The sequence below is a fragment of the Pseudomonas nunensis genome, from assembly GCF_024296925.1.
Taxonomy (GTDB): domain Bacteria; phylum Pseudomonadota; class Gammaproteobacteria; order Pseudomonadales; family Pseudomonadaceae; genus Aquipseudomonas; species Aquipseudomonas nunensis.
The window spans coordinates 2,371,586-2,393,864 of the sequence record NZ_CP101125.1 but is presented as its reverse complement, the minus strand read 5'-3'; the positions used below and the strand labels follow the sequence as shown (position 1 = coordinate 2,393,864).

Here is a 22,279-nt window from a genome sequence, read left to right as displayed (position 1 = left end):
TGAACCACTGCTGCATAAAAAGTGGCAAGAGTAGCGGCTTGAACCAATCGAATCTGTAGGATTTATCTTGTATTAGAGGAGGAAAAATCTTCAGCAACAAAACAATCGAGATCAGTCGAGAGTCGCTACGACGCTCGACTGATCACTTTCCTCTTTAGAGTTTTTGCAGTGCGGGTGGCAGCCCATCCGCATATTTAGAGCCATCACAATATGTAAAGTCCGTTCGGTCTACTAAAACCTCATGACTCGCCATGTCCGAGGGTTTCGTAATGCCCGCAACGGTATACCAAATGTCAGCCGCCCCTTTGTATTCCCCGACAACGTCGATGGGCATCGGTTTTGACGAGTACTTCAGCACTGGATTGAAAGGGCCTATTACCACGTTAAATCCAGTTAACACCTCGGTGTCCAACACTGTATGCAGTACATCGACCTCGCCATTCGGATTTACAATGGTCCGCCCGGGGTCCTGATAGCCTTTAAAATAGACTGTCACTACAGCGTCTTTCGGTAAATTTACCGGATCGGGTTCTATAAAAACAGTGAGTTTATTGTCATTAGAAGCAGGCAGTGTCGGACAGCCAATAATATTGCCTCTGAGGCCAACTACTTTCGGCGCTGCAAGCTTAATTTCAATTGCTTGAGAATTTACTCTCGTGTCTTCGGACCTCGGCACGTTGATACTGCCAATTCTGGTAACTGTCCAATAAGCTATCTTCCATCCAAAGCTGGCGTCGTCGATATATCTCCAGAGAAGAGGGAAGTTGATGGTTGTACCTTCCGATCCGGCGGCGGGAAAAATCGAAGGCGGAACCCATTTACCATCGTAATAGATCCGAATTTCCTGACCTGGGCCAGGTTGTCTTCCAGGTTCATCCCAAAGTGTAAGCACTATGTTGGCATTCCGGTTGAAGTCCTCTGGCACCAACTCGTTAGGCAGACCAATACCTGACGCGCCCTCCACTACCAACGGCGCCATGTCAAGATTGATTTCACTGGGATGATCCGGATTGGTCGGTCCGACGTAATCAAGATCAACCCACACAGTAAGATTAACCGGTGCACCAACAGGAAGCGGGCCTCGGGTAGCTTGACAAACGATAACTGCCTCCTGTGTTCCGCCGACGAGTTCATCGTAGTTATCAGCAATAACCAACTTATCGACATCAATGGATAATTGATTTTGAGAACCAACATCCTCATCGGAGAACACTTGGCCATTCCAGGTGAGTACGTAGTGATCTGTATTTTGCAAGTTGGTCCCCCGCAGGGTTTCGACCGTTACGCCCGCCTCGCAATCCGCGATGGAAATCACCGGATCAGCTAATGGAACGCTCAAGGGGTTGAGAACAGGAGGTGGCAGCAAATTAACGGTCTTGCCCGCAGGCGTCGAACCTATAGTCTCGTTGCCAGCGGGATCAATCAGTAGGTACCAAATATATACCGTCGACCCTGTCAATGCTGCAACGTCACCAATGGGAATCACGACCATGCCGTCGGCCGGCAGGTCACCATGTATAGTGGGTAGCGTTGTGGGCGTAGCAGAATAGTTTTCACTCATCCAGAGTTTGTAGGTATCACCAATAGGGGGGGACAGCGGGTTCTCATAGGCCTTGGAGATTTCCATCACCAGACCTGCGGAGTTATTAGCCACGAAATCATCATCGATTGTCGACCCCATTCCAGGTGGCCAAGCCGCGATCGGCGGCGGCCTTTTGACCAGTGTCGTCCGGTCTTGCCAAGGGGCGATACGGTCAATGATCAATGGAATGATCACGGACCCCGCAGGATTGACCCCCGCCAGATAGGAGACGCTCCACACATGGAAAAGCCGTGGATACGCAGCCGTTGGACTGTGTTGCAACCAAGGGGTTGCGGGAATTTCTGCAGGAAGTGGCCAACGATCTATGATAGGCCCCGCAGGTTTCTCACCCAGAGAGGTTCCTTGCATCTCCCAGTCAGGAACAGTTGTGTCGGGGGCGGGTCCTTCAATGATTCTCAGCTCATAAATATCAAGGGGATTCGGGTTTCCCCATTGGTTGACCTCCACGGCTAACGGTGTTCCTACCGGGATCAGGACAACCGGCATCGTGCCATCCGCCAATCTGCCGGAGATTGTTGGTGCAGGATCCACTACCAGTGTTGGATCCTGCGTGAGGTCACTCTGTGATTGTTCAGGCAGACGCACTTTCTCGTTCATTTCGTATCTCCTTACCTATATAAGACAGGCATTCGACTTAATACCACCTCAACGACACTGCTATAAATAAACTTGGCCTTTTATTTATCTTTATGGTGGACCGCAAGGCAACTGCCCACTCTGTACCCTATCGATCATTACGTGCTTTTTCACAGACTTCCTGATGACTAGATTATTGCGCTCCAGTTCATACCAGACTTCGGCAGATGCATTAATCCACATAGGTTCTATATGAGGGACGTAAGGTTCAATGAGTACCTCCACACCCTCTCTCAGATCTGCATCTGTCAATAGTTGTCTACGGACCTCTTTATAGGTACCAGGAATGGTTGGGCCGCTTGCGTTCTGTGAAAGGTAACCGTTCCAATGCACAACAATCCAATCACCAATTGCGCACCCAGGATCAGGAGGCACTTTCACCCTAACTCCCTCCCACAGTTTTCGCGCGCTTTGACAGTTCAAGTACCCTAGCAGTGCATCGGGATAACTAACTGGCTGAAGATTAACCGGCACATAACGTGTATCGATGGTCAGCTTCTTTTTGAAAGACCACGTATCGTTTACGTCATGGCCCCACGCTGCGTAATATAAATAGGCAACGCCATCCACCGCCAGATACCGCGGGGGAATATGAACCTCGATAATTGGAGGCGGCACGGGATAAACAAGCTCATCATAGGGCAACTCAATAATGCCGCCAAACTCCCAAAACACTTGAAGCCGATCATATCTTGGAGGCGTGACAGGATAGTTTGGCCAGCGAGGAATAGGGACGGTTAACCCGGTGCCAATAAGCCCGGCAGGAATTCGCCCCTCGGGATCACTGGCGTCGACACCATTAACTTCTGGCTTGGCATAAATAGGGTCATTAAGGAGCGAGGCGCGGTGCAGCAGTGCCAAACGAGTTGGCAATCGTCTAGATATGATCATGGATGACTCCAAAGTGCCTTGGACAAACTCCGCGCGCTTCTTAGTGGATTAAGAAGTACGTTGTATTTATTAAACGCGAAAGCACATGGGCGGACTACTGTCAGATCTGACAGGTTTTTCTACCGCTTATCGGGAAATGTCCCACAGCTGTCCCCGTCAAGGAATAACGACCCTTGACCTGAGTTTATTTTTTAGGCTAACTGAAACCGGTTTCAGGATTGCTCCATGGTATCCAGACCAATAAATCCAATAAAAAGGTTTCAGACCGTGAATGACTTTTCCGCCGCCCAGCGCAGCCGCGTCACCATGCTCGATGTTGCCGAACACGCCGGGGTGTCCAAGGCTAGCGTGTCGCGCTTTATCGGTGACGACCGTGCCCTGCTCTCCGATGCCATCGCCCAGCGCATCGAGCAAGCCATCAGCGAGTTGGGCTACCGCCCGAACCAGATGGCCCGCGGCCTTAAACGCGGGCGAACCCGCTTGATCGGTATGCTGGTGGCCGATATCCGTAACCCTTATTCGATTGCCGTGATGCACGGCGTGGAAACTGCGTGCCGTCGCCACGGCTACAGCCTGGTGGTGTGCAACACCGATCGCGATGACGAGCAGGAACGTCAGCACCTGGCGTTGTTGCGCTCGTACAACATCGAAGGCTTGATCGTGAACACCCTGGGCCATCACCGCGATGAACTGCAGGAGTTGCATCGGGAAATGCCGTTGGTGCTGGTGGACCGCAAGGTCGAGCAACTCGAAAGTGATCTAGTGGGTCTGGACAATCCGGCCGCCGTTGAAATGGCCCTCGCTCATCTTGAGCAACGTGGTTACCGCGACGTGTTGCTGGTGACTGAACCGTTTGACGGCACCAGTTCGCGGATCGAACGGGTGAGCGGATTCAAGAATTGGATTAAGCAGCATTCCTCGTTCCAAGGTGCTGTGGTGGAAACCGGCAGCGACCTGACTGCACATTTGAAAACCTTCCTCGATACACACGGCCAAGGGCCGAAAGCGTTGTTCTGTGCCAACGGCATTGCCGCGCTGGCCAGCACTCATGCGTTGCGTGAACTGGGCTGCAAGCTGTTCGAGGATGTCGGGCTGATTGCCCTGGATGATCTGGATTGGTATCCGTTGGTGGGCAGCGGGATCACCGCCCTCGCCCAGCCGACGGCAGAGATTGGCGCGAGTGCGTTTGAGTGTCTGCTCAAGCGTTTGCGTGGGGATGTCGGGCCGGTGCGGACCGTGGATTTTGCGGCGCGGTTGATTGCGCGTGGGTCTACCCTCGGGGATTTGCGGTGACTGGGCTGACGCCATCGCGAGCAAGCTCGCTCCCACATTGGATTTGTATCGAACACAGAAACATTGGCCACCAGAAATCCCCTGTGGGAGCGAGCTTGCTCGCGATGAGGCCCTGAAGAACACCGCACAACCTTTTTTTTGAACAAAAATGAAACCGGTTTCAGAGGTAGATAACAATGAATAAACCACCCGTTTCCATCAGCCTGTCGAGCTACGGCGCCGACCTGGTTCGCCAACGCGGCCAAGGCAGTTTCGTCGACTTGTTGGCCGCCGCCGGCGCCACCCGCATTGAATGGCGCGAAGAGTTGCTGACACACGAAGAGCCTGCGCAACTGGCCGACGCCACCCAGGCTCGCGGTCTGGAAAGCGTGTATTCCTCGCCCATGGAACTGTGGCTGGCCGGTCAATCGCGGCCCAATCCCGAGTTGGCCACCACCCTGCAACGGGCCCAGGCCTTCGGCGCAAAATGGTTGAAAGTCTCCTTCGGTTACTTTACCGACAACAACGATCTCCAGGCTTTGGCTCGGTTGCTGACCCAGAGTCCGGTGCAACTGCTGGTGGAAAACGACCAGACCTTGCACGGCGGGCGTATCGAGCCATTCCAGCGCTTCTTCGGCGAGGTCGAGCAGCACAACCTGCCGATCAAGATGACCTTCGACATCGGCAACTGGCAATGGCAGGACCAGTCCGCCGCCAGCGCCGCGCGTGCGCTTGGCCGGCATGTCGGCTATGTGCACTGCAAAGCGGTGGCACGCCGGGCCGATGGCAAACTGGTTGCGATGCCGCCAAGCGCCAGTGACCTGCATCTGTGGGAACAACTGCTGCGGCACATGGCCCAAGGCGTAATGCGGGCGGTGGAATACCCGCTGCAAGGCGACGACCTGGTGCAACTGACCACCGAACATGTCGCCACCCTCGCCCGCCTCGGGCAATCACGCTTGGAGAACGCGCATGTCTGAGATCGATATCCTCTCGTTCGGCGAAACCATGGCAATGTTCGTGGCCGAGCAGAGCGGTGATCTGGCGGCGGTTGGCCAGTTTCATAAACGCATTGCCGGCGCCGACAGCAACGTCGCAATTGGCCTGTCGCGGTTGGGCTTCAACGTTGCCTGGTTAAGTCGGGTCGGCGCGGACTCCTTGGGTCGTTTCGTGATCGATACGCTGGAAAAAGAAGGCCTGGATTGCCGCCATGTCGCTATCGACCCGGCGCACCCCACCGGTTTTCAGCTCAAGTCCCGCGCCGACGATGGCAGCGATCCAGTGGTCGAGTATTTCCGTCGTGGTTCGGCTGCCAGTCACCTGTCGGTGCAGTCGATTGCTCCCGAGCTGTTGACCGCGCGGCACTTGCACGCCACCGGCATTCCGCCAGCGCTCTCTGCCAGCGCCCGGGAAATGTCCTTTGAATTGATGACCCGCATGCGCGAAGCCGGGCGCAGTGTGTCGTTCGACCCGAACCTGCGCCCGAGCCTGTGGGGCAGCGAGCAGTTGATGATCACCGAGATCAACCGCCTCGCCGCCCTCGCCCACTGGGTGCTGCCAGGGTTGAGCGAAGGTCGCTTGCTCACCGGTTTCGACGACCCGGCGGACATCGCGGCGTTTTACCTCGATCAAGGCGCGGAAGCCGTGGCGATCAAGCTCGGGCCCCACGGCGCTTATTACCGTACGCATCTGGACCAGGGTTTCATTGCAGGTGTGCCGGTGGAAACCGTTGTCGATACCGTCGGCGCTGGCGATGGCTTTGCCGTCGGCATGATCAGCGCCTTGCTGGAAAACCTCAGCTTTGCCGAAGCCGTACAGCGCGCCAACTGGATTGGCAGCCGTGCAGTGCAGAGTCGGGGGGATATGGAGGGGTTGCCGACCCGGTCCGAAATGTCTGTCGAATTTGAAGCCGCATTCGCGAGCAAGCCCGCTCCCACATTGGTTATGCGACGTGAACAGAATGCGTGACCGACACAAAACCCTGTAGGAGCGAGGCTTGCCCGCGAAGAGGCCCGCCCAGTCACTAAAGATTCAGACCGTTACCTGCTGCGACAAAAACAACAAGCTCAGGAGCACCATCATGAAAACTGCAACACTCGCTACCCGCCGCTGGTGGTACATCATGCCCATCGTGTTCATCACCTACAGCCTGGCGTATCTGGACCGCGCCAACTACGGGTTCGCCGCCGCCTCCGGGATGGCCGAAGACCTGATGATCACCCCGGGCCTGTCGTCGATGCTCGGCGCACTGTTCTTCCTCGGTTACTTTTTCTTCCAGGTGCCGGGGGCGATCTATGCCCAGAAACACAGCGTAAAGAAACTGATTTTCGTCAGCCTGATTCTCTGGGGCGGCCTGGCCACCCTGACCGGGATCGTCTCGAACGCCTATTGGCTGATCGTCATCCGCTTCATGCTCGGTGTGGTCGAAGCAGCAGTGATGCCAGCGATGCTGGTGTATCTGTGCCACTGGTTCACCCGCGCCGAACGCTCCCGGGCCAACACCTTCCTGATCCTTGGCAACCCGGTGACCATGCTGTGGATGTCGGTGGTGTCCGGGTATCTGGTGCAGCATTTCAGCTGGCGCTGGATGTTTATCGTCGAAGGTCTGCCGGCAGTGCTCTGGGCGTTTATCTGGTGGCGCCTGGCCGATGAGCGTCCAGCCCAGGCCAAGTGGCTCAGTGATGAAGAGAAACAGGACCTGGAAAGCGCACTAGCCGCTGAACAGGTCGGCATCAAAGCGGTGAAGAACTACGCCGAAGCCTTCCGCTCGCCAAAAGTCATCGTGCTGGCTCTGCAATTTTTCTGCTGGAGCATTGGCGTCTACGGTTTCGTGTTGTGGCTGCCGTCGATCCTCAAGGCCGGCTTGCAGATGGACATGGTCGAAGCCGGATGGCTCTCGGCGCTGCCTTATTTGGCGGCGGTGATCGGCATGCTCGCGGTGTCCTGGGGCTCGGACAAATTGCAGAAGCGCAAACGCTTTGTCTGGCCGCCACTGCTGATTGCTTCGATTGCGTTCTACGGCTCCTACGCCTTGGGCGCTGAGCATTTCTGGTGGTCCTACACCTTGCTGGTGATCGCCGGGGCCTGCATGTACGCACCTTACGGGCCGTTCTTCGCGATCGTCCCGGAAATCCTCCCGGCCAACGTTGCCGGTGGCGCCATGGCGCTGATCAACAGCATGGGTGCCCTCGGTTCGTTTGGCGGTTCCTATCTGGTCGGTTACCTGAACAGCACCACCGGTTCGCCGGGGGCTTCTTATCTGTTGATGAGCGGCGCGCTGATGCTCTCGGTGGTGCTGACGATTTTCCTCAAGCCCGGCGCCAGTGACCGGGTCGTGGCCAAAGCCGCAGTGAAACGGCCGATGGCGGCTCACCCTTGAATTGAAGTTGAGACGATAACCATGAAAAAGCAGGTTGTGCTGTACAAGAAACTCTCGCCGCTGCTGATGGCCCGCTTACACGAGCAGACCGACGTGACCCTGATCGAAAGCCTCGATGCCGACGGCCTGGCCAAATTGCGCGCAGCCCTGCCACGGGCCCAGGGCCTGCTCGGCGCCAGTCTGAAACTGGATGCGGCATTGCTCGACCTGGCACCGAATCTGGAAGCGATTGCCAGCGTTTCGGTGGGCGTCGACAACTACGACATCGATTACCTGACCGAGCGACGGATCCTGCTCAGCAACACCCCGGACGTGCTGACCGAAACCACCGCCGACACCGGTTTCGCGCTGATCCTGGCCACCGCCCGGCGCGTGGTGGAACTGGCGAACATGGTTCGTTCCGGTCATTGGCATCGCAACATCGGCCCGGCGCAGTTTGGCACTGATGTGCATGGCAAGACCCTGGGCATTATTGGCATGGGCCGCATCGGGGAAGCGTTGGCCCAGCGTGGGCATTTCGGTTTTGGCATGCCGGTGATCTATCACAGCCATTCGCCGAAACCAGCGGTGGAACAGCGTTTCAATGCGCAATACCGTAGCTTGCCGGAGCTGTTGCAGGAGGCGGATTTTGTCTGCCTGACCTTGCCGTTGACGGCTGAAACCGAGGGTTTGATCGGCGCGGAACAGTTTGCCTTGATGGGCCCGGCAACGATCTTTATCAATATTTCCCGGGGCAAAGTGGTGGACGAAGCGGCGCTGATCCGAGCGCTGCGCGAGGGGCAGATTCGTGCTGCCGGGCTGGATGTGTTTGAGCGCGAGCCGCTGAACCATGATTCGCCGTTGATGCAGTTGAACAATGTGGTGGCGACGCCGCACATTGGCTCGGCAACGCATGAGACGCGCGAAGCGATGGCCAAGTGCGCGGTGGACAATCTGCTGATGGCGTTGGCGGGTGAGCGGCCGGTGAACCTGGTGAATGCCCGGGCGTGGAAGGCCTGAGCCATTTGGCGCCTGTGAGGGCGCCTTCGCGAGCAAGCCCGCTCCCACAGGGGATCTCAGTGCACACAAATTTTGTGTATGACCGAGATCCCCTGTGGGAGCGGGCTTGCTCGCGAAGAGGCCGGCCCAAACAATACAAATCTTTCAGGCCCTACGCGCTTCCAGAAGATCCGCCGCGCACAGCGCTATCCGCCGACACGCATCCGCCAGTTTCACCTGATCCACCACCAACCCGATCCGGATGTGCCCCGCCGCACTCGGCCCGAAGGCCTCCCCCGCCAGCACCGACACGCCATAGCCTTCCAGCAACCGCTCGGCAAACCTTTGGGCGCAGAGCCCGGTCGGGCGCACATCGACCATCACGAACATCCCGCCGTCGGGCTTGATCGGGCGGATGCCCAGGCAATTGCTCAATCGCGCGCACACCAGATCGCGGCGCTGGCGATACTCCTCGCGCATCTGCGCGACTTCCGGCAAATCCCGATCCAGCGCGACTTGCGCGGCTTTCTGCACGAAGTCCGGAATGCCAAACAGCATGCACAACGACAGGTGCACCAAATGTTCGGCCAAGGGTTTGGGGCCGATCACCCAACCGATTCGCCAGCCGCTCATGGCGTGGGATTTGGACAAACTGTTGAGGGTCGCCGTGCGTTCGGCCATACCCGGCAAACTGGCCGGGCTGATGTGTTCGCCTTCGTACAGCAAGTCGCTGTAGACCTCGTCGCTAATCAGCCACAAGTCGTGACGAACGCAGAGCAGCGCCAGTTCCTGCCAGATCTTCAACGACAGATTGGCGCCGGATGGATTGTTCGGACTGTTGAGCAGAATGACCCGGGTCCTGGGTGTAATCAGCGCCGCGACATCCGCCGGATCTACCCGAAAACCGTTCTCCGGACGCACCGACACTGGCATCACTTTGGCGCCGCAGGCACCCAACACACCTTCATAAGTGACGTACATCGGTTCGGCAACGATCACCTCATCGCCCGGATCCAGCAGACACTGCGCCACCGAGTACACCGCGCATTGCGCGCCCGGCAACACGATCACATGCTCGGCATCCACCACTTGACCGCTGCGGCGCCGATGTCGACTGGCAATGCTGTTGCGCAGCGCTCGGGTGCCGCGCACATCCGAGTAATGCGTGTCGCCGGCCAACAAGCTGTCGATGGCCGCCTGGACTATGGGTTTGGGCGTGTCGAAATCCGGATCGCCCACCGACAGGAGCAGCACATCAACCCCCTGCTCGCGCATCTCCAGCGCTCGATCATGAATCTGCCAGGCTGCCGCTCCGTCACCGGCAATGCGTTGGGTCAAGGCTGAATAGCGCATGTACTTCTCCTGTCGCGCGTGCTCCAGACTCAACCCTATCTCAAATTACAAAACGCGCCACCATCGCGTTCAAATCCACTGCCAATCGCGACAATTCGTGGGTCGCGGCGCTGGTCTGGTTGGCACCGGCGGCGGACTGGGTGGCGAGGTCGCGGATGTTGACCAGGTTGCGGTCGACTTCGCGGGACACCTGGGCCTGTTCTTCGGAAGCGCTGGCGATCACCAGGTTGCGCTCGTTGATCAGGTTGATCGACTGGGTGATCTGCTCCAGCGCCACGCCGGCAGCGCGGGCCATTTCCAGGGTGCTTTGGGTGCGCTGGTTGCTTTGTTGCATAGAGGAGACCGCTTCGCCGGTGCCGTTTTGAATCCCGGCGACCATTTTTTCGATTTCCTGGGTCGATTGCGCGGTGCGATGGGCCAATGCCCGAACCTCGTCCGCGACCACCGCAAAACCACGTCCGGCTTCACCGGCACGCGCAGCTTCGATTGCGGCGTTGAGCGCCAGCAGGTTGGTTTGCTCGGCGATGGCGCGAATCACGTCCAGCACCTTGCCGATGTCACGGCCCTGGGCCGCCAGGCCTTCGATCATCACCGACGTGTTTTGCACGTCGTGGGTCATGGTCTGGATCGCGTCGACGGTTTCCACCACGCGATTGCGCCCTTCACGCGCAGCCTGGGTCGACTGGTTCGAGGCTTCGGACGTCGACACCGCGTTGCGTGCGACTTCTTCCACGGCGGCGGTCATTTCATTCACCGCCGTGGCGGCTTGTTCGATTTCGTTGTTCTGTTTTTGCAGGCCACGGGAGGACTCTTCGGTAACCGTGCTGAGTTCTTCGGCGGCAGCCCCCAATTGAGTGGCGGAACCGGCGATCTGTTCGATGGTTTTGCGCAGGCTGTTCTGCATGGCGGCCAAGGCGCCGAGCAAACGGGCCGGTTCGTCCTTGCCATCGACTTCAATGGTTTTGATCAGGTTGCCGCCGGCGATGGTTTCTGCGGCCTGCACGGCGCGGTTCAATGGTTCGATGATGCTGCGGGTCAGCAGCCACGCCAGCAGAACGGTCATCAGCGCCGCGACCACCGACACCACGATAATGCCGTTGGTGGCAAAGGAATACTGGTCTTCGGCCTCGGCATCGGCCGCTGTGGCGTCAGCCTTGTTGATGGCGATCAGTTTGTTCAACTGCTCGCCCATCTGATCGGTGCCGTCCTTGATCCGTGAGTTGATCAACTTGCGCATTTCATCCAGCTTGTCCTGGCGGGACAGATCCATCATCTCGCGCTGGGCTTGCAGGTAGTTGTCCAGGGTGGTGGCGAAGGTTTTGTACAGCGTCGCCTCTTCACCGCCTGCGGGCAACGCCGCATAACCGGCCTGGGCCGTTTTGACTTTGCCTACCAGCACCTCAATGCGGGTGGCGGCTTCTTGCAGGCTCGCCGGCTCACGGTTCACCAGCACGCGGAACGACAGAATGCGCAGGCGCAGCACGTTTTCGGTCATGGTGCCGAGGAAGCCGATGCTGGGCAGGTGATTACTTTCCATGTCCACGGAGGCCTGGCGAATGATCGACATTCGACTCACGGCAAACACACCCAGCACGATGACCAGCAAGGCGATGAAAGCAAAACCGAGGAAGGCGCGGGGCGCGATATTCAGATTACGCATGGACATAGGATGAGTCTCGGGTGATTGAGCTTCGAGCATCCGTGCCGTGATCGCTGTCAGGTGGGCGTGTAAGCCGGCCGGATCAGCCTGGCGCCACTGTTGTAATAGGTTTGTGTGCGCCTATGAGGGTTATCGGCTGGACTTGAGGATTTTCGCGGGGGAAGTGGAAATATATTTCAAGGGGTTACGGGTGTTTCAATGGTGAAACACCGTGCCGGAGAGGATTGAGCTTCTGTGGCGAGGGGGCTCGCCCCCGTTGGGTCGCGAAGCGGCCCCCGCATTTTGTCAGTAAAACCGTATCGGCAAGTTTTACGACTGCTTCGCAGCCGAACGGGGGCAAGCCCCCTCGCCACAAAGTCTAAACCCTGCGTTCACGGTCTGCCTGTTACATCTTGTTGGCTGATTTCACGACGGCTGCGCCGCCGAACGCTGCCTCGCGCTGCTCGACAGCTGCTACGCAGATCAGGCGTTGCGGGCGGCCATGCGCCACACTCTGGCAATATCACTCGCCCGCTCGCGCAACAACCGTGGCGCCTCGGCACAGGCTTGTTCCAACGTCATCGGCCCGCTCGCCAGGGCAAACGCTGCATCAATCCCATGTCCATACAGTTCCTGATAACCCTCGCCCAGGGTTCCTGCGATGACAATCACCGGCACCCCCTGCTGACGAGCGATCCGCGCTACACCGAAAGGCGTCTTGCCGCGCAAGGTCTGGGCGTCGAAGCGGCCTTCGCCGGTAATCACCAGATCCGCGCCTTTGACGGCTTCAGCCAGGCCGACCAGCTCCGCGACCACTTCCACACCCGCCTGAAATTGCGCACCGAGAAACGCCTTGGCCGCAAAGCCCAAGCCACCCGCCGCGCCGCTGCCCGGCTCATCGCGCACATCTTTATCCAGCGCCTGCGCGCACAGGTCGGCAAAGTGCCCAAGGGCTTGATCCAGTTGCTGGACCTGCTGCGGCGATGCGCCTTTTTGCGGACCAAAAATCGCTGACGCGCCATGCGGGCCGCACAGTGGATTGTTGACGTCGGCGGCAATGTCGAAACGCACCGCGTTCAGGCGCGGATCGATTTCGGTCAGGTCGATGTTCGCCAGTTGTGCCAGCGCCAGTCCGCCCGGCGCGAGAATTTGTCCCTGGGCGTTGAACAGTTTCACGCCCAAGGCCTGCATCGCCCCGGCGCCGCCGTCATTGGTGGCGCTGCCGCCAATCGCCAGGATCACCCGTTGCGCACCGGCATCGAGTGCGGCGCGGATCAGTTCACCAGTGCCGAAGGTGCTGCTGATGCAGGCATCGCGTTGCCCTGGCGGAACCAGTTGCAAGCCACTGGCTTCAGCCATTTCGATGATCGCGGTGTGGTTGTGTGGCAACCAGCCCCACGCGGCTTCGACGCTGACACCCAACGGACCGCGCACCGGCGTGCGGCGCAGTTCGCCTTCGCAGGCCGCCAGAATCGACTCAACCGTCCCTTCCCCGCCGTCGGCCATCGGGCATTTGACCAATTGCGCGTCCGGCCAGACTTCGGCCAAACCCAGCGCAACGGCATCGGCTACGCCCTGGGCACTCAGGCTGTCCTTGAACGAATCGGGGGCGATGACGATTTTCATGTGAATTCTCCAGTTCAGTGCTTCCATGCTGCCAGTTGCCAGGAGCGCTGACGCCAGTCCGTTGCACAAGCGGGGATGGCGTTTGTTGTTCATTTATACAAAGTCAGTATGGCGGGTGTCAGGGATGGCCTCTTCGCGAGCAAGCCCGCTCCCACATTTGGAATGTGTTCCCCTGTGGGAGCGGGCTTGCTCGCGAAGGCGTCAGTGAAATCACCACCACTCTCTAGTCCGTTTGCGGAAGCAACTGTACCCCCAGATAAAGCGCCAACATCCCATCCAGCCGCAATGGATCAACCCCACTCAACTCGGCGATCCGCTCCATCCGATAACGCAAGCTGTTGCGATGAATCCCCAACGCATCGGCACAGGCCTGGCTCTGCCCATCGTGATCGCACCAACTGCGCAGGGTCGCCAGCAGTTGGCCGTTGTTGTCCTTAGCGATGACTTTGCGCAACGGCTTGAGCAGTTCGTCCAGCGCATCGTCGTTGCGATGCCGCCAAAGCATCACCGGCAGCCGATAACGGTTCAGTGTCAGCAATCGCGAGCGCGGCAACACGTCGCGTCCATAGGCCAGCAAGTCCCCGACTCGGCGATAGCAGCGGCGCAAACCCGGCAGTCCATCGGCCTGCCCGCCGACGGCAATGCGCAGGATGTTCCAGCCCAGGCCATCGAGTTTTTCCAGCAGCCGCTCATGTTCGATCGCCTGGCTCGCCGGTCGGCACCACAGCAACGAGGACTTAGCCGAACTGACGCACCAGCTGTCGGGGTAACGACTAATCAGCCAGGCACTAAGGGCTTCGACGGTCTGGCCCGGCCCGTGCTCCAGGCCCAGCTCGAACAGATACGGGACCCGCGTCAGTTGCGGCTTGAGCCCCAACTGCTGTGCCTCATCCACCAAACGCGGCGAATCCCCGGCGTCGGTCAACAGCAACGCGAGCAAATCATCGCAACGCTGGCGCCGCCATTGCTGTTCGGCTTGCTGATTGCGCTGGCCGACCAGCATCTCGGCGGTCATGCGCACCAGTTCGGCATAAGTGCGCAGTTGCTCCGGTTCGCCGGTGATTCCGAGCACGCCGATCAGCCGCTGATCGAGCAGCAACGGCAGGTTGATCCCCGGTTGCACACCTTTGAGATGAATCGCCGTTTGCGCATCGATTTCCACCACCCGCCCGTTGGCCAGCACCAGTTGCGCACCTTCGTGGCGGGTGTTGATCCGCTCGGGTTCGCCGCTGCCGAGGATCAAGCCCTGGCTGTCCATGACGTTGACGTTGTACGGCAGGATAGCCATGGCCCGGTCGACGATGTCCTGGGCCAGGTCGTGATCGAGTTCAAACATGGGGCAGGTCCTTGAAAACGGGGTGGGACGGGTTGTTCACCCGCACAGGCCTTGGTGGCAAACCCTGTGCTCAGGCACAAAGACAATTACCCAAGGGGTGGCCGAGACTCACAGGGCGATCAACGTTACCCTTTGCATCGCAAAAAATCATAATAAAGAGAGAGCCCGCCATGTCACAGAGCGCAGCCGCTACCCAGACCATCGTTGACGAAAAAAACGCCGTTTACAAACGCATTACCCTGCGTTTGATCCCCTTCATCTTTATCTGCTACCTGTTCAACTACCTCGACCGGGTGAACGTTGGATTCGCCAAGTTGCAGATGCTCGACGCGCTGAAATTCAGCGAAACCGTGTACGGCCTCGGGGCCGGGATCTTCTTTATCGGTTACGTGCTGTGCGGCGTACCGAGCAACCTGGCATTGACCAAGTTCGGCCCACGGCGCTGGATCGCGCTGATGATGATCGTCTGGGGCTCGCTCTCGACCTGCCTGCTGTTCGTCACCACACCGACTGAGTTCTACACGTTGCGCCTGTTCACCGGCGCGGCTGAAGCCGGGTTCTTCCCGGGCGTGGTGCTTTATCTTTCGCAGTGGTTCCCGACCTTCCGCCGTGGCCGCATCATGGCGCTGTTCATGTCGGCGATCCCGGTGTCCGGCCTGCTCGGCAGTCCGTTCTCCGGCTGGATTCTCAACCACTTCGGCGCTGGCCAGGCGGGTTTGGCCGGCTGGCAGTGGATGTTTTTGCTGCAAGGGATTCCGACGGTCATCCTCGGCGCCCTCGCCTACTTCCTGCTCAGCGACAGTTATGCGAATGCCAAGTGGCTGACGCCGTTTGAGCGCTCGGTACTCGAAGCGGACCACGCTGAAGACTTGGCGAACAAACCTAAAACCACCACCGATTCGCTGTCGGCGGTGTTCAAGAACCCGGCGATCTGGGCGTTCGGCCTGATCTATTTCTGCATCCAGAGCGGCGTTTACGCGATCAACTTCTGGCTGCCGTCGATCATCAAGAACCTCGGCTTCAGCGATAACCTGGTGATTGGCTGGTTGAGTGCGATTCCGTACCTGCTGGCGGCGGTATTCATGTTGCTGGTCGGTCGTTCGGCAGACTTGCGAAAAGAGCGGCGCTGGCACTTGGTGGTGCCGATGCTGATGGGCGCGGTGGGTCTGTTGATTGCGGTGAACTTCGCGACGACACCGGCGATTGCGATTCTCGGCCTGACCATCGCCACCATGGGCGCCCTCACCGGCCTGCCGATGTTCTGGCCGGTGCCGACCGCCCTGCTGAGCGCGGGTGCGGCGGCGGGTGGTCTGGCGCTGATCAACTCCATGGGGCAGATGGCTGGTTTTCTGAGCCCGTACCTGGTGGGTTGGGTCAAGGACAGCACCGGTTCGACGGATGCGGCGCTGTATCTGTTGGCGGGTGTGATTGTGTGCGGGAGCGTGTTGGCGTTGCGCATGACGCGCACCCTGCGCGCCTGACCCCACCGCTGATCCCCCTGTGGGAGCGAGCTTGTGTGGCGAGGGGGCTTGCCCCCGTTGGGTCGCGAAGCGGCCCCTGAACCCGCAATCGCGCTCTTTCAGGTATACCGCGTGCAAGGTTTTTACGACTGCTGCGCAGCCGAACGGGGGCAAGCCCCCTCGCCACACAAACCTGCTTCCACATTTGATTCGCAGTGTTCGATAAATCAGTTTGATCCATGCGGCAGTTCTGGTATTTGATTGACGCCTTTCCCATCGGCAAAAGGATTTCGTCATGAGCTACCGCACATTGGGTCATTCGGGTCTGCAGGTGTCCACCTTGACCCTGGGCACCATGATGTTCGGCGAACAGACCAGCACCGAAGATTCCCTGCGGATCATCGACAAGGCCTGGGACCAGGGCATCAATTTCATCGACACCGCCGACGTCTACACCGGCGGACGTTCCGAAGAGATCGTCGGCGAGGCCGTCGCCGGCAATCGCCACGAATGGGTGCTCGCCACCAAAGTCGGCTTCGGTCCGGTGGACGGCGTACCGAATCGCAGCGGCTTGAGCCGCAAGCACCTCTTCAACGGCATCGATGCCAGCCTGACGCGCCTGGGCACCGATTACGTCGACATCTATTACCTGCACCGCGAAGACCACAACACGCCGCTGGAAGTCACCATTTCGGCGATTGGCGACCTCATTCGCCAGGGCAAGATTCGTTACTGGGGCCTCTCCAACTACCGTGGCTGGCGCATCGCCGAAGTGATTCGCGTGGCCGACAAGCTCGGGGTCGACCGGCCGGTGATCAGCCAGCCGCTTTACAACATCGTCAATCGCCAGGCCGAAACCGAGCAGATGACGGCGGCCCACGCTTATGGCCTGGGTGTCGTGCCGTATAGCCCGTTGGCGCGCGGCGTGCTCAGCGGCAAATACGCGCCGGATGTAAAGCCTGACGCCAACAGCCGTGCCGGACGCCAGGACAAACGCATCCTGGAAACCGAATGGCGCATCGAGTCGCTGCGCATTGCCCAGCAGATCCAGGAATACACCCAGGGTCGCGGCGTCGGCATCGTTGAATTCGCGATTGCCTGGGTGATCAACAACAGCGCCGTCACCTCCGCCATCGTCGGCCCGCGTACTGAAGAGCAGTGGGATGCGTACACCAAGGCTCAAACCGTGAAAATCACGGCGGAAGATGAAGCGTTCATTGATTCGCTGGTGAAACCGGGGCATTCGTCGACACCGGGATTCAACGACGTCAGCCACTTCGTGTCCGGCCGTAAACCGCGTAATAACTGAAAAAACCCATAACCTGTGGGAGCGGGCTTGCTCGCGAAGGCAGTGTGTCAGGCAATGCAGATGTCGACTGACACGGCCCCTTCGCGAGCAAGCCCGCTCCCACAGGGGGTTTTGTGTTGATTGCAAATCTTGCAGGTGACAAAGATCAAAAGTGGGAGCGAGCCTGCTCGCGAAAGCGGTCTAACCTTCAACATCAATGTTGGCTGAATGCCGTCTTCGCGAGCAGGCTCGCTCCCACAGGGGGCTTGTGTTGATTACAAATCTTGTAGGTGACAAAGATCAAAAGTGGGAGCGGGCTTGCTCGCGAAGGCAGCTTTGCATTCAACATCAATGCTGGCTGGCAGACCGCTTTCGCGAGCAAGCTTCGCTCCTACAGGTTTTGCGTTGTTCTTGATCAATCGGACAATGTTCTAAGCTAAAACCACGTATCCTCTGCGCCCCCGTTTCACGTTCAACCTCGCGAGGACAGTTTGTCTAAAGGTATCGCTTTATCGGTCACAGCCTCGGTGCTGTTTGCCGTCATGTATTACTACACTTCGTTGCTCACTCCCCTGAGCGGCGTAGAAATCTTCGGCTGGCGGATGCTGCTGACCGTGCCCTGCATGACGGTGTTCATGGCGGTGTCCGGTGAATGGCGGCGCGCGGTCGAGATCCTCAAGCGCCTGGGCGGCAAGCCGAAGTTGTTGGCGGCTCTTATCGTGTCGGCGACATTGCTGGGCCTGCAACTCTGGCTGTTCATGTGGGCGCCGCTCAACGGCTACAGCCTCGACGTGTCGCTGGGTTATTTCCTTTTGCCGCTGTCGATGGTGCTGACCGGCCGAATCGCTTATGGCGAGCGCTTGTCCTACCTGCAAAAAGTCGCGGTGTTTTTTGCCACCCTCGGCGTGCTCAACGAGTTGTATCAGGTCGGTGGTTTTTCCTGGGCGACCTTGCTGGTGGTGGTCGGTTACCCCCTGTACTTCGTGCTGCGCAAATGGCTGAAGACCGACAACCTCGGCGGCCTGTGGCTAGACATGATCCTGATGCTGCCGGTGGCGTTCTGGTTCGTCTGGGGCGGCGCCCAAGGCTTCGGCGTGTTCGACCAATACCCGTGGCTTTCGCTGCTGATCCCGGTGCTAGGGTTGATCAGTGCTTCGGCATTGGTGGTCTACATCATCGCCAGCCGCTTGTTGCCGTTCAGCCTGTTCGGGCTGTTGAGTTATGTCGAACCCGTGCTGTTGCTGGGTGTGGCGTTGTTGCTGGGGGAAAGCATCAAGGCTGGGGAATGGCTGACGTATATTCCGATCTGGCTGGCGGTTGTGGTGCTGGTGTTTGAAGGGTTCAAGCACATGATGCGTAATCGCCGACCTTGAAGTCTGCGCAAAAAACCTGTGGGGGCGGGCTTGCTCGCGAATGCGGTGTATCAGTCTCATTGATGGCGACCGACACGGCCTCTTCGCGAGCAAGCCCGCTCCCACATTGGTTTTGTATACACCAATAAAAAGCCCGGCCAGCATTGCTGCTGACCGGGCTTTTTTACAGCTGCAACGGGTTACTCAGTTGCGAGCACACCGCGACGCACCTGATCGCGCTCGATCGATTCGAACAACGCCTTGAAGTTGCCTTCACCGAAACCATCATCGCCTTTGCGCTGGATGAATTCGAAGAACACCGGCCCCATCAGGGTTTCCGAGAAGATCTGCAGCAGCAGACGCTTGTCGCCCGACTCGGACGAACCGTCCAGCAGAATCCCGCGCATTTGCAGTTGATCAACCGGCTCGCCGTGGTTCGGCAAACGGCCTTCAAGCATTTCGTAATAGGTTTCCGGTGGCGCGGTCATGAAGCGCATGCCGATTTTCTTCAGGCGATCCCAGGTGTCGATCAGGTTGTCGCTGAGGAACGCAACGTGCTGGATGCCTTCGCCGTTGAATTGCATCAGGAACTCTTCGATCTGCCCGGCGCCCTTGGACGATTCTTCGTTCAACGGGATGCGGATCATGCCATCCGGCGCGGTCATGGCCTTGGAAGTCAGGCCGGTGTATTCGCCCTTGATGTCGAAGTAACGGATTTCGCGGAAGTTGAACAGCTTCTCGTAGAAGTTGGCCCAGTAGGCCATGCGCCCGCGATACACGTTGTGGGTCAGGTGATCGATGATCTTCAGGCCCGCCCCTTCCGGATTGCGGTCAACGCCTTCGATGAACACGAAGTCGATGTCGTAGATCGAGCTGCCTTCGCCGAAACGGTCGATCAGGTACAGCGGCGCGCCGCCGATGCCTTTGATCGCCGGGAGGTGCAGTTCCATCGGACCGGTTTCGATATGGATCGGCTGGGCGCCGAGTTCGAGGGCACGCTTGTAGGCTTTTTGCGAATCCTTGACCCGGAACGCCATGCCACACACCGACGGGCCGTGTTCGGCCGCGAAGTACGAAGCGACGCTGTTGGGTTCGTTGTTGAGGATCAGGTTGATCTGGCCCTGGCGATACAGGTGCACGTCTTTGGAGCGGTGGGTCGCGACCTTGGTGAAGCCCATGATCTCGAAGATCGGCTCCAGGGTATTCGGGGTCGGCGATGCGAACTCAATGAATTCAAAGCCCATCAGGCCCATTGGGTTTTCGTATAAATCTGCCATGGTTGGCGCCTCATCATCTGCATTTGAAATTAACGGATCGTTAGTTGCTAGCAATGCTGAGACTGGCGGGTGGCGCACAGGAGATGCCCCGAACGCTGCGGGCGAGGAAGTCACCGTAGATCAATTGAAACCCAAAACTCTTCATTGTCGACCCAAGGCTCTTGCGGGCGAGGCTTCTGGTGTCAGAAGTCGTTTATTATTGTATGCGTAACCCGATTCTACACAGCGTAAAACGGTTTGTCCGCCTTCTGTATCAAATCCCCTTTTTCGTGGCCGGCGCAAGGGGTTTGTTGCACAGGTAAATCCCCGCCAGAATCAACCCGCCACCCAGGCACATGGCCAGCGTTAGCTGCTCGCCCAACAGCAGCGCGCCGAGGATCACGGCGGTCAGCGGATTCAGGGCAATGAACACGCCGGAACGGGTTGCGCCGATTTTGCGGATGCCGTCGTAATATCCAATGTAGGCCAGCGCCGAGCCGAGCACGCCGAGGTACATCAGGCTCAGCCATTGTTGCGGCCCCAGGCTGACCAGCGCGTCGACACTCAACTCGCCGCGCAATGCGCTGGTTATCCAGAGCATCGCTGTGCCCAATAGAATCGAGTACGTCACCGTTTGCACCGGCCCCAGCGTCACATTCAGCTCTTTGGAAAACAGCGAGTAAACACCCCAGCTCAGCACACAGCCGAAAATCAACAGATCACCGATCCACGCATCGGCATTGGCCGCCAGCAATTGTGGGTTGCGGCTGACGATCACCATTCCTGCCCCGGCGATGCAGATCGCGATCCCCGCCACTTTCGCCCGGCTCAAGCGCTCCTTGAACAGCAACCACGACGCCAGCCCGATCACTGCCGGGTTCAACGCCACAATCAACGACGCCCGGGACGCGTTGATGTAATGCAGTCCATAAAAGAAGCACAGGTTGTAGAAGAAAATCCCGAAGAATCCCAGCAGCGCCAATTGCGCCCATTGCCGCAAGCTTGGCTGCACCAGCGGCACGCGGGCCAGCAACAAAAACAGCATTAGTGCCACGCTGGCGAACAGAAACCGCAGGCTCGCGGCAAACAACGGGCTCAGGCTGTCAGCCAGGAATCGCCCGGCCACGAACGTCCCGCCCCAGATCATCGTCACCGCTGCCAGTTTCAAATAAACCGGTAGGTCCGAAGGTTTTGTCAGGCTTTGTTCATAGCTATTCATATGTCACCAGAAGAAACGGATGACGTATCATCAAGCTAATGTCTGATCATCGTAAAATGAGTAAAAACTCATGACTCTGACCCAACTGGAGATCTTCTCCCTGGTCGCCGAACTGCGCGGTTTCACGGCTGCGGCCAATCGCCTGGGCATTTCGCAGTCGGCGGTTTCCCATGCGCTGAAGGCGCTGGAACAGGAACTCGGCGTCGAACTGTTGCGTCGTCATCAGTCCCAGGTTGAACTCAGCGATATCGGTCAGCAGTTACTATTGCGCGCCCGGGCGATGCTCGGACTGGCCAATACCTTGCGCCAGGAAGCCGCCGATGCCCGGGGAATGAAACGCGGCACGCTGCGTATTGGCTCTTTCGGCCCGACCTCGTCGATCAAGTTGTTGCCGATGATCCTGGAGCCATTTCGCGCGGCCCATCCTGGCATCGAAGTGCATATCGACGAAGGCCCTGACCGCCAGGTGATTCAATGGCTGGAGGAGCGGCGCATCGATGTCGGTTTTGTCGTGTTGCCCGAGGAGCGCTTCGACACCTTTGCACTGTTCGAGGATCAGATGGTTGCGTTATTGCCCACCGATCACCCGCTGGGCGCGCATGAAAGCCTGAGTTTGCAGGACTTGTGTCATGACCCGTTCGTGCTGACCGAGGCCGGTTCTTCGGAGTTGGTTTCCCGGCTGTTCAACGCCGCCAGACTGACACCGAACATTCGCTATCGTTGCTCGCAACTGCTCAGCACCCTCGACACCGTGGGACGTGGCGCGGCCCTGACCGTCGTCGCCGAAAGCTCACTGCCGCAAGACAACGACCGTCGTTATGTGAAAAGACCTCTGTCGCCGCCGGTCAAACGTCAGGTCGGGTTGGCCGTGCTGGATCAGCGTCAGTCATCCCCGGCGACGCTGGCCTTTATCGAACTGGCCTCAAACCTGACTTACCGCTGAGCAACACGAGCACGAACGGCCGACTATCATGGCCATAACTGAATTCTT

General features: G+C 58.6%; 17 protein-coding genes and 1 pseudogene. 9 read left to right on the top strand and 9 right to left on the bottom strand.

What is annotated here, in order from left to right:
• Positions 1 to 154: 154 nt before the first annotated feature.
• Both NK667_RS10265 and NK667_RS10260 read right to left on the bottom strand, forming a co-directional pair.
• A complete protein-coding gene (locus NK667_RS10265) occupies positions 155 to 2,200 on the bottom strand; it encodes a hypothetical protein (protein ID WP_054614605.1) in 2,046 nt (681 codons plus the stop codon).
• Positions 2,201 to 2,290: 90 nt separating this feature from the next.
• Entirely contained in the window at positions 2,291 to 3,130 is an 840-nt protein-coding gene (locus NK667_RS10260; protein WP_152980908.1) for a hypothetical protein, read from the bottom strand.
• A 306-nt stretch (positions 3,131 to 3,436) separates the two neighbouring features.
• Between NK667_RS10260 and NK667_RS10255 the strand changes: the two genes are divergently transcribed.
• The 5 genes from NK667_RS10255 to NK667_RS10235 all read left to right on the top strand — a co-directional run bounded on the left by NK667_RS10255 (position 3,437) and on the right by NK667_RS10235 (position 8,780).
• Entirely contained in the window at positions 3,437 to 4,423 is a 987-nt protein-coding gene (locus tag NK667_RS10255) for a LacI family DNA-binding transcriptional regulator (protein WP_201783197.1), read from the top strand.
• A 176-nt stretch (positions 4,424 to 4,599) separates the two neighbouring features.
• Positions 4,600 to 5,382: a sugar phosphate isomerase/epimerase family protein gene (locus NK667_RS10250; RefSeq protein WP_054614602.1), complete on the top strand. Its 783-nt coding sequence runs from the start codon at positions 4,600 to 4,602 to the stop codon at positions 5,380 to 5,382.
• Positions 5,375 to 6,370: a sugar kinase gene (locus NK667_RS10245; protein ID WP_054614601.1), complete on the top strand. Its 996-nt coding sequence runs from the start codon at positions 5,375 to 5,377 to the stop codon at positions 6,368 to 6,370. The genes NK667_RS10250 and NK667_RS10245 overlap by 8 nt, the downstream gene beginning before the upstream one ends.
• Positions 6,371 to 6,482: 112 nt before the next feature.
• Positions 6,483 to 7,781, top strand: coding sequence for an MFS transporter (locus NK667_RS10240; RefSeq protein ID WP_054050605.1), 1,299 nt, complete (start codon positions 6,483 to 6,485; stop codon positions 7,779 to 7,781).
• A gap of 21 nt (positions 7,782 to 7,802) precedes the next feature.
• On the top strand, positions 7,803 to 8,780 hold the full coding sequence (locus tag NK667_RS10235; protein ID WP_054614600.1) for an NAD(P)-dependent oxidoreductase: 978 nt from the start codon (positions 7,803 to 7,805) through the stop codon (positions 8,778 to 8,780).
• A gap of 144 nt (positions 8,781 to 8,924) precedes the next feature.
• Here the strand turns inward: NK667_RS10235 and NK667_RS10230 are convergent, their stop codons facing one another.
• The 5 genes and pseudogenes from NK667_RS10230 to NK667_RS10215 all read right to left on the bottom strand — a co-directional run bounded on the left by NK667_RS10230 (position 8,925) and on the right by NK667_RS10215 (position 14,713).
• Positions 8,925 to 10,112 carry a pyridoxal phosphate-dependent aminotransferase gene (locus tag NK667_RS10230; RefSeq protein WP_054614599.1) on the bottom strand — a complete coding sequence of 396 codons (1,188 nt, stop codon included), beginning with the start codon at positions 10,110 to 10,112 and terminating at the stop codon, positions 8,925 to 8,927.
• A gap of 40 nt (positions 10,113 to 10,152) precedes the next feature.
• Positions 10,153 to 11,016 carry a methyl-accepting chemotaxis protein gene (locus NK667_RS32825; protein ID WP_401322605.1) on the bottom strand — a complete coding sequence of 288 codons (864 nt, stop codon included), beginning with the start codon at positions 11,014 to 11,016 and terminating at the stop codon, positions 10,153 to 10,155.
• Positions 11,011 to 11,772: pseudogene (locus NK667_RS32820) on the bottom strand (MCP four helix bundle domain-containing protein); the annotation flags it as partial. The gene NK667_RS32825 and the pseudogene NK667_RS32820, both read right to left, overlap by 6 nt.
• Positions 11,773 to 12,234: 462 nt before the next feature.
• Positions 12,235 to 13,377, bottom strand: a complete 1,143-nt coding sequence (locus tag NK667_RS10220; RefSeq protein ID WP_054614597.1) for a glycerate kinase — start codon at positions 13,375 to 13,377, stop codon at positions 12,235 to 12,237.
• A gap of 223 nt (positions 13,378 to 13,600) precedes the next feature.
• Positions 13,601 to 14,713, bottom strand: a complete 1,113-nt coding sequence (locus NK667_RS10215) for a sugar diacid recognition domain-containing protein (RefSeq protein WP_054050595.1) — start codon at positions 14,711 to 14,713, stop codon at positions 13,601 to 13,603.
• A gap of 170 nt (positions 14,714 to 14,883) precedes the next feature.
• Here NK667_RS10215 and NK667_RS10210 point away from each other — a divergent pair, with 170 nt between their 5' ends.
• The 3 genes from NK667_RS10210 (at position 14,884) to rarD (ending at position 18,834) form a co-directional block, all read left to right on the top strand.
• Positions 14,884 to 16,194 carry an MFS transporter gene (locus tag NK667_RS10210; protein ID WP_054614596.1) on the top strand — a complete coding sequence of 437 codons (1,311 nt, stop codon included), beginning with the start codon at positions 14,884 to 14,886 and terminating at the stop codon, positions 16,192 to 16,194.
• 274 nt (positions 16,195 to 16,468) lie between these two features.
• On the top strand, positions 16,469 to 17,482 hold the full coding sequence (locus NK667_RS10205; protein ID WP_054614595.1) for an aldo/keto reductase: 1,014 nt from the start codon (positions 16,469 to 16,471) through the stop codon (positions 17,480 to 17,482).
• Between the two features lie 470 nt (positions 17,483 to 17,952).
• On the top strand, positions 17,953 to 18,834 hold the full coding sequence (gene rarD, locus NK667_RS10200) for an EamA family transporter RarD (protein WP_054614594.1): 882 nt from the start codon (positions 17,953 to 17,955) through the stop codon (positions 18,832 to 18,834).
• Positions 18,835 to 19,013: 179 nt separating this feature from the next.
• Here rarD and hppD read toward each other — a convergent pair whose 3' ends face one another.
• Together hppD and NK667_RS10190 are read right to left on the bottom strand one after the other, a co-directional pair.
• On the bottom strand, positions 19,014 to 20,090 hold the full coding sequence (gene hppD / locus NK667_RS10195; protein WP_054050587.1) for a 4-hydroxyphenylpyruvate dioxygenase: 1,077 nt from the start codon (positions 20,088 to 20,090) through the stop codon (positions 19,014 to 19,016).
• A gap of 253 nt (positions 20,091 to 20,343) precedes the next feature.
• Entirely contained in the window at positions 20,344 to 21,288 is a 945-nt protein-coding gene (locus tag NK667_RS10190; protein WP_054614593.1) for a DMT family transporter, read from the bottom strand.
• A gap of 70 nt (positions 21,289 to 21,358) precedes the next feature.
• Between NK667_RS10190 and NK667_RS10185 the strand changes: the two genes are divergently transcribed.
• The gene (locus NK667_RS10185; protein ID WP_054614592.1) at positions 21,359 to 22,231 is read left to right on the top strand and encodes a LysR family transcriptional regulator; all 873 of its coding nucleotides are present in this window, start codon (positions 21,359 to 21,361) and stop codon (positions 22,229 to 22,231) included.
• Positions 22,232 to 22,279 lie beyond the last annotated feature (48 nt).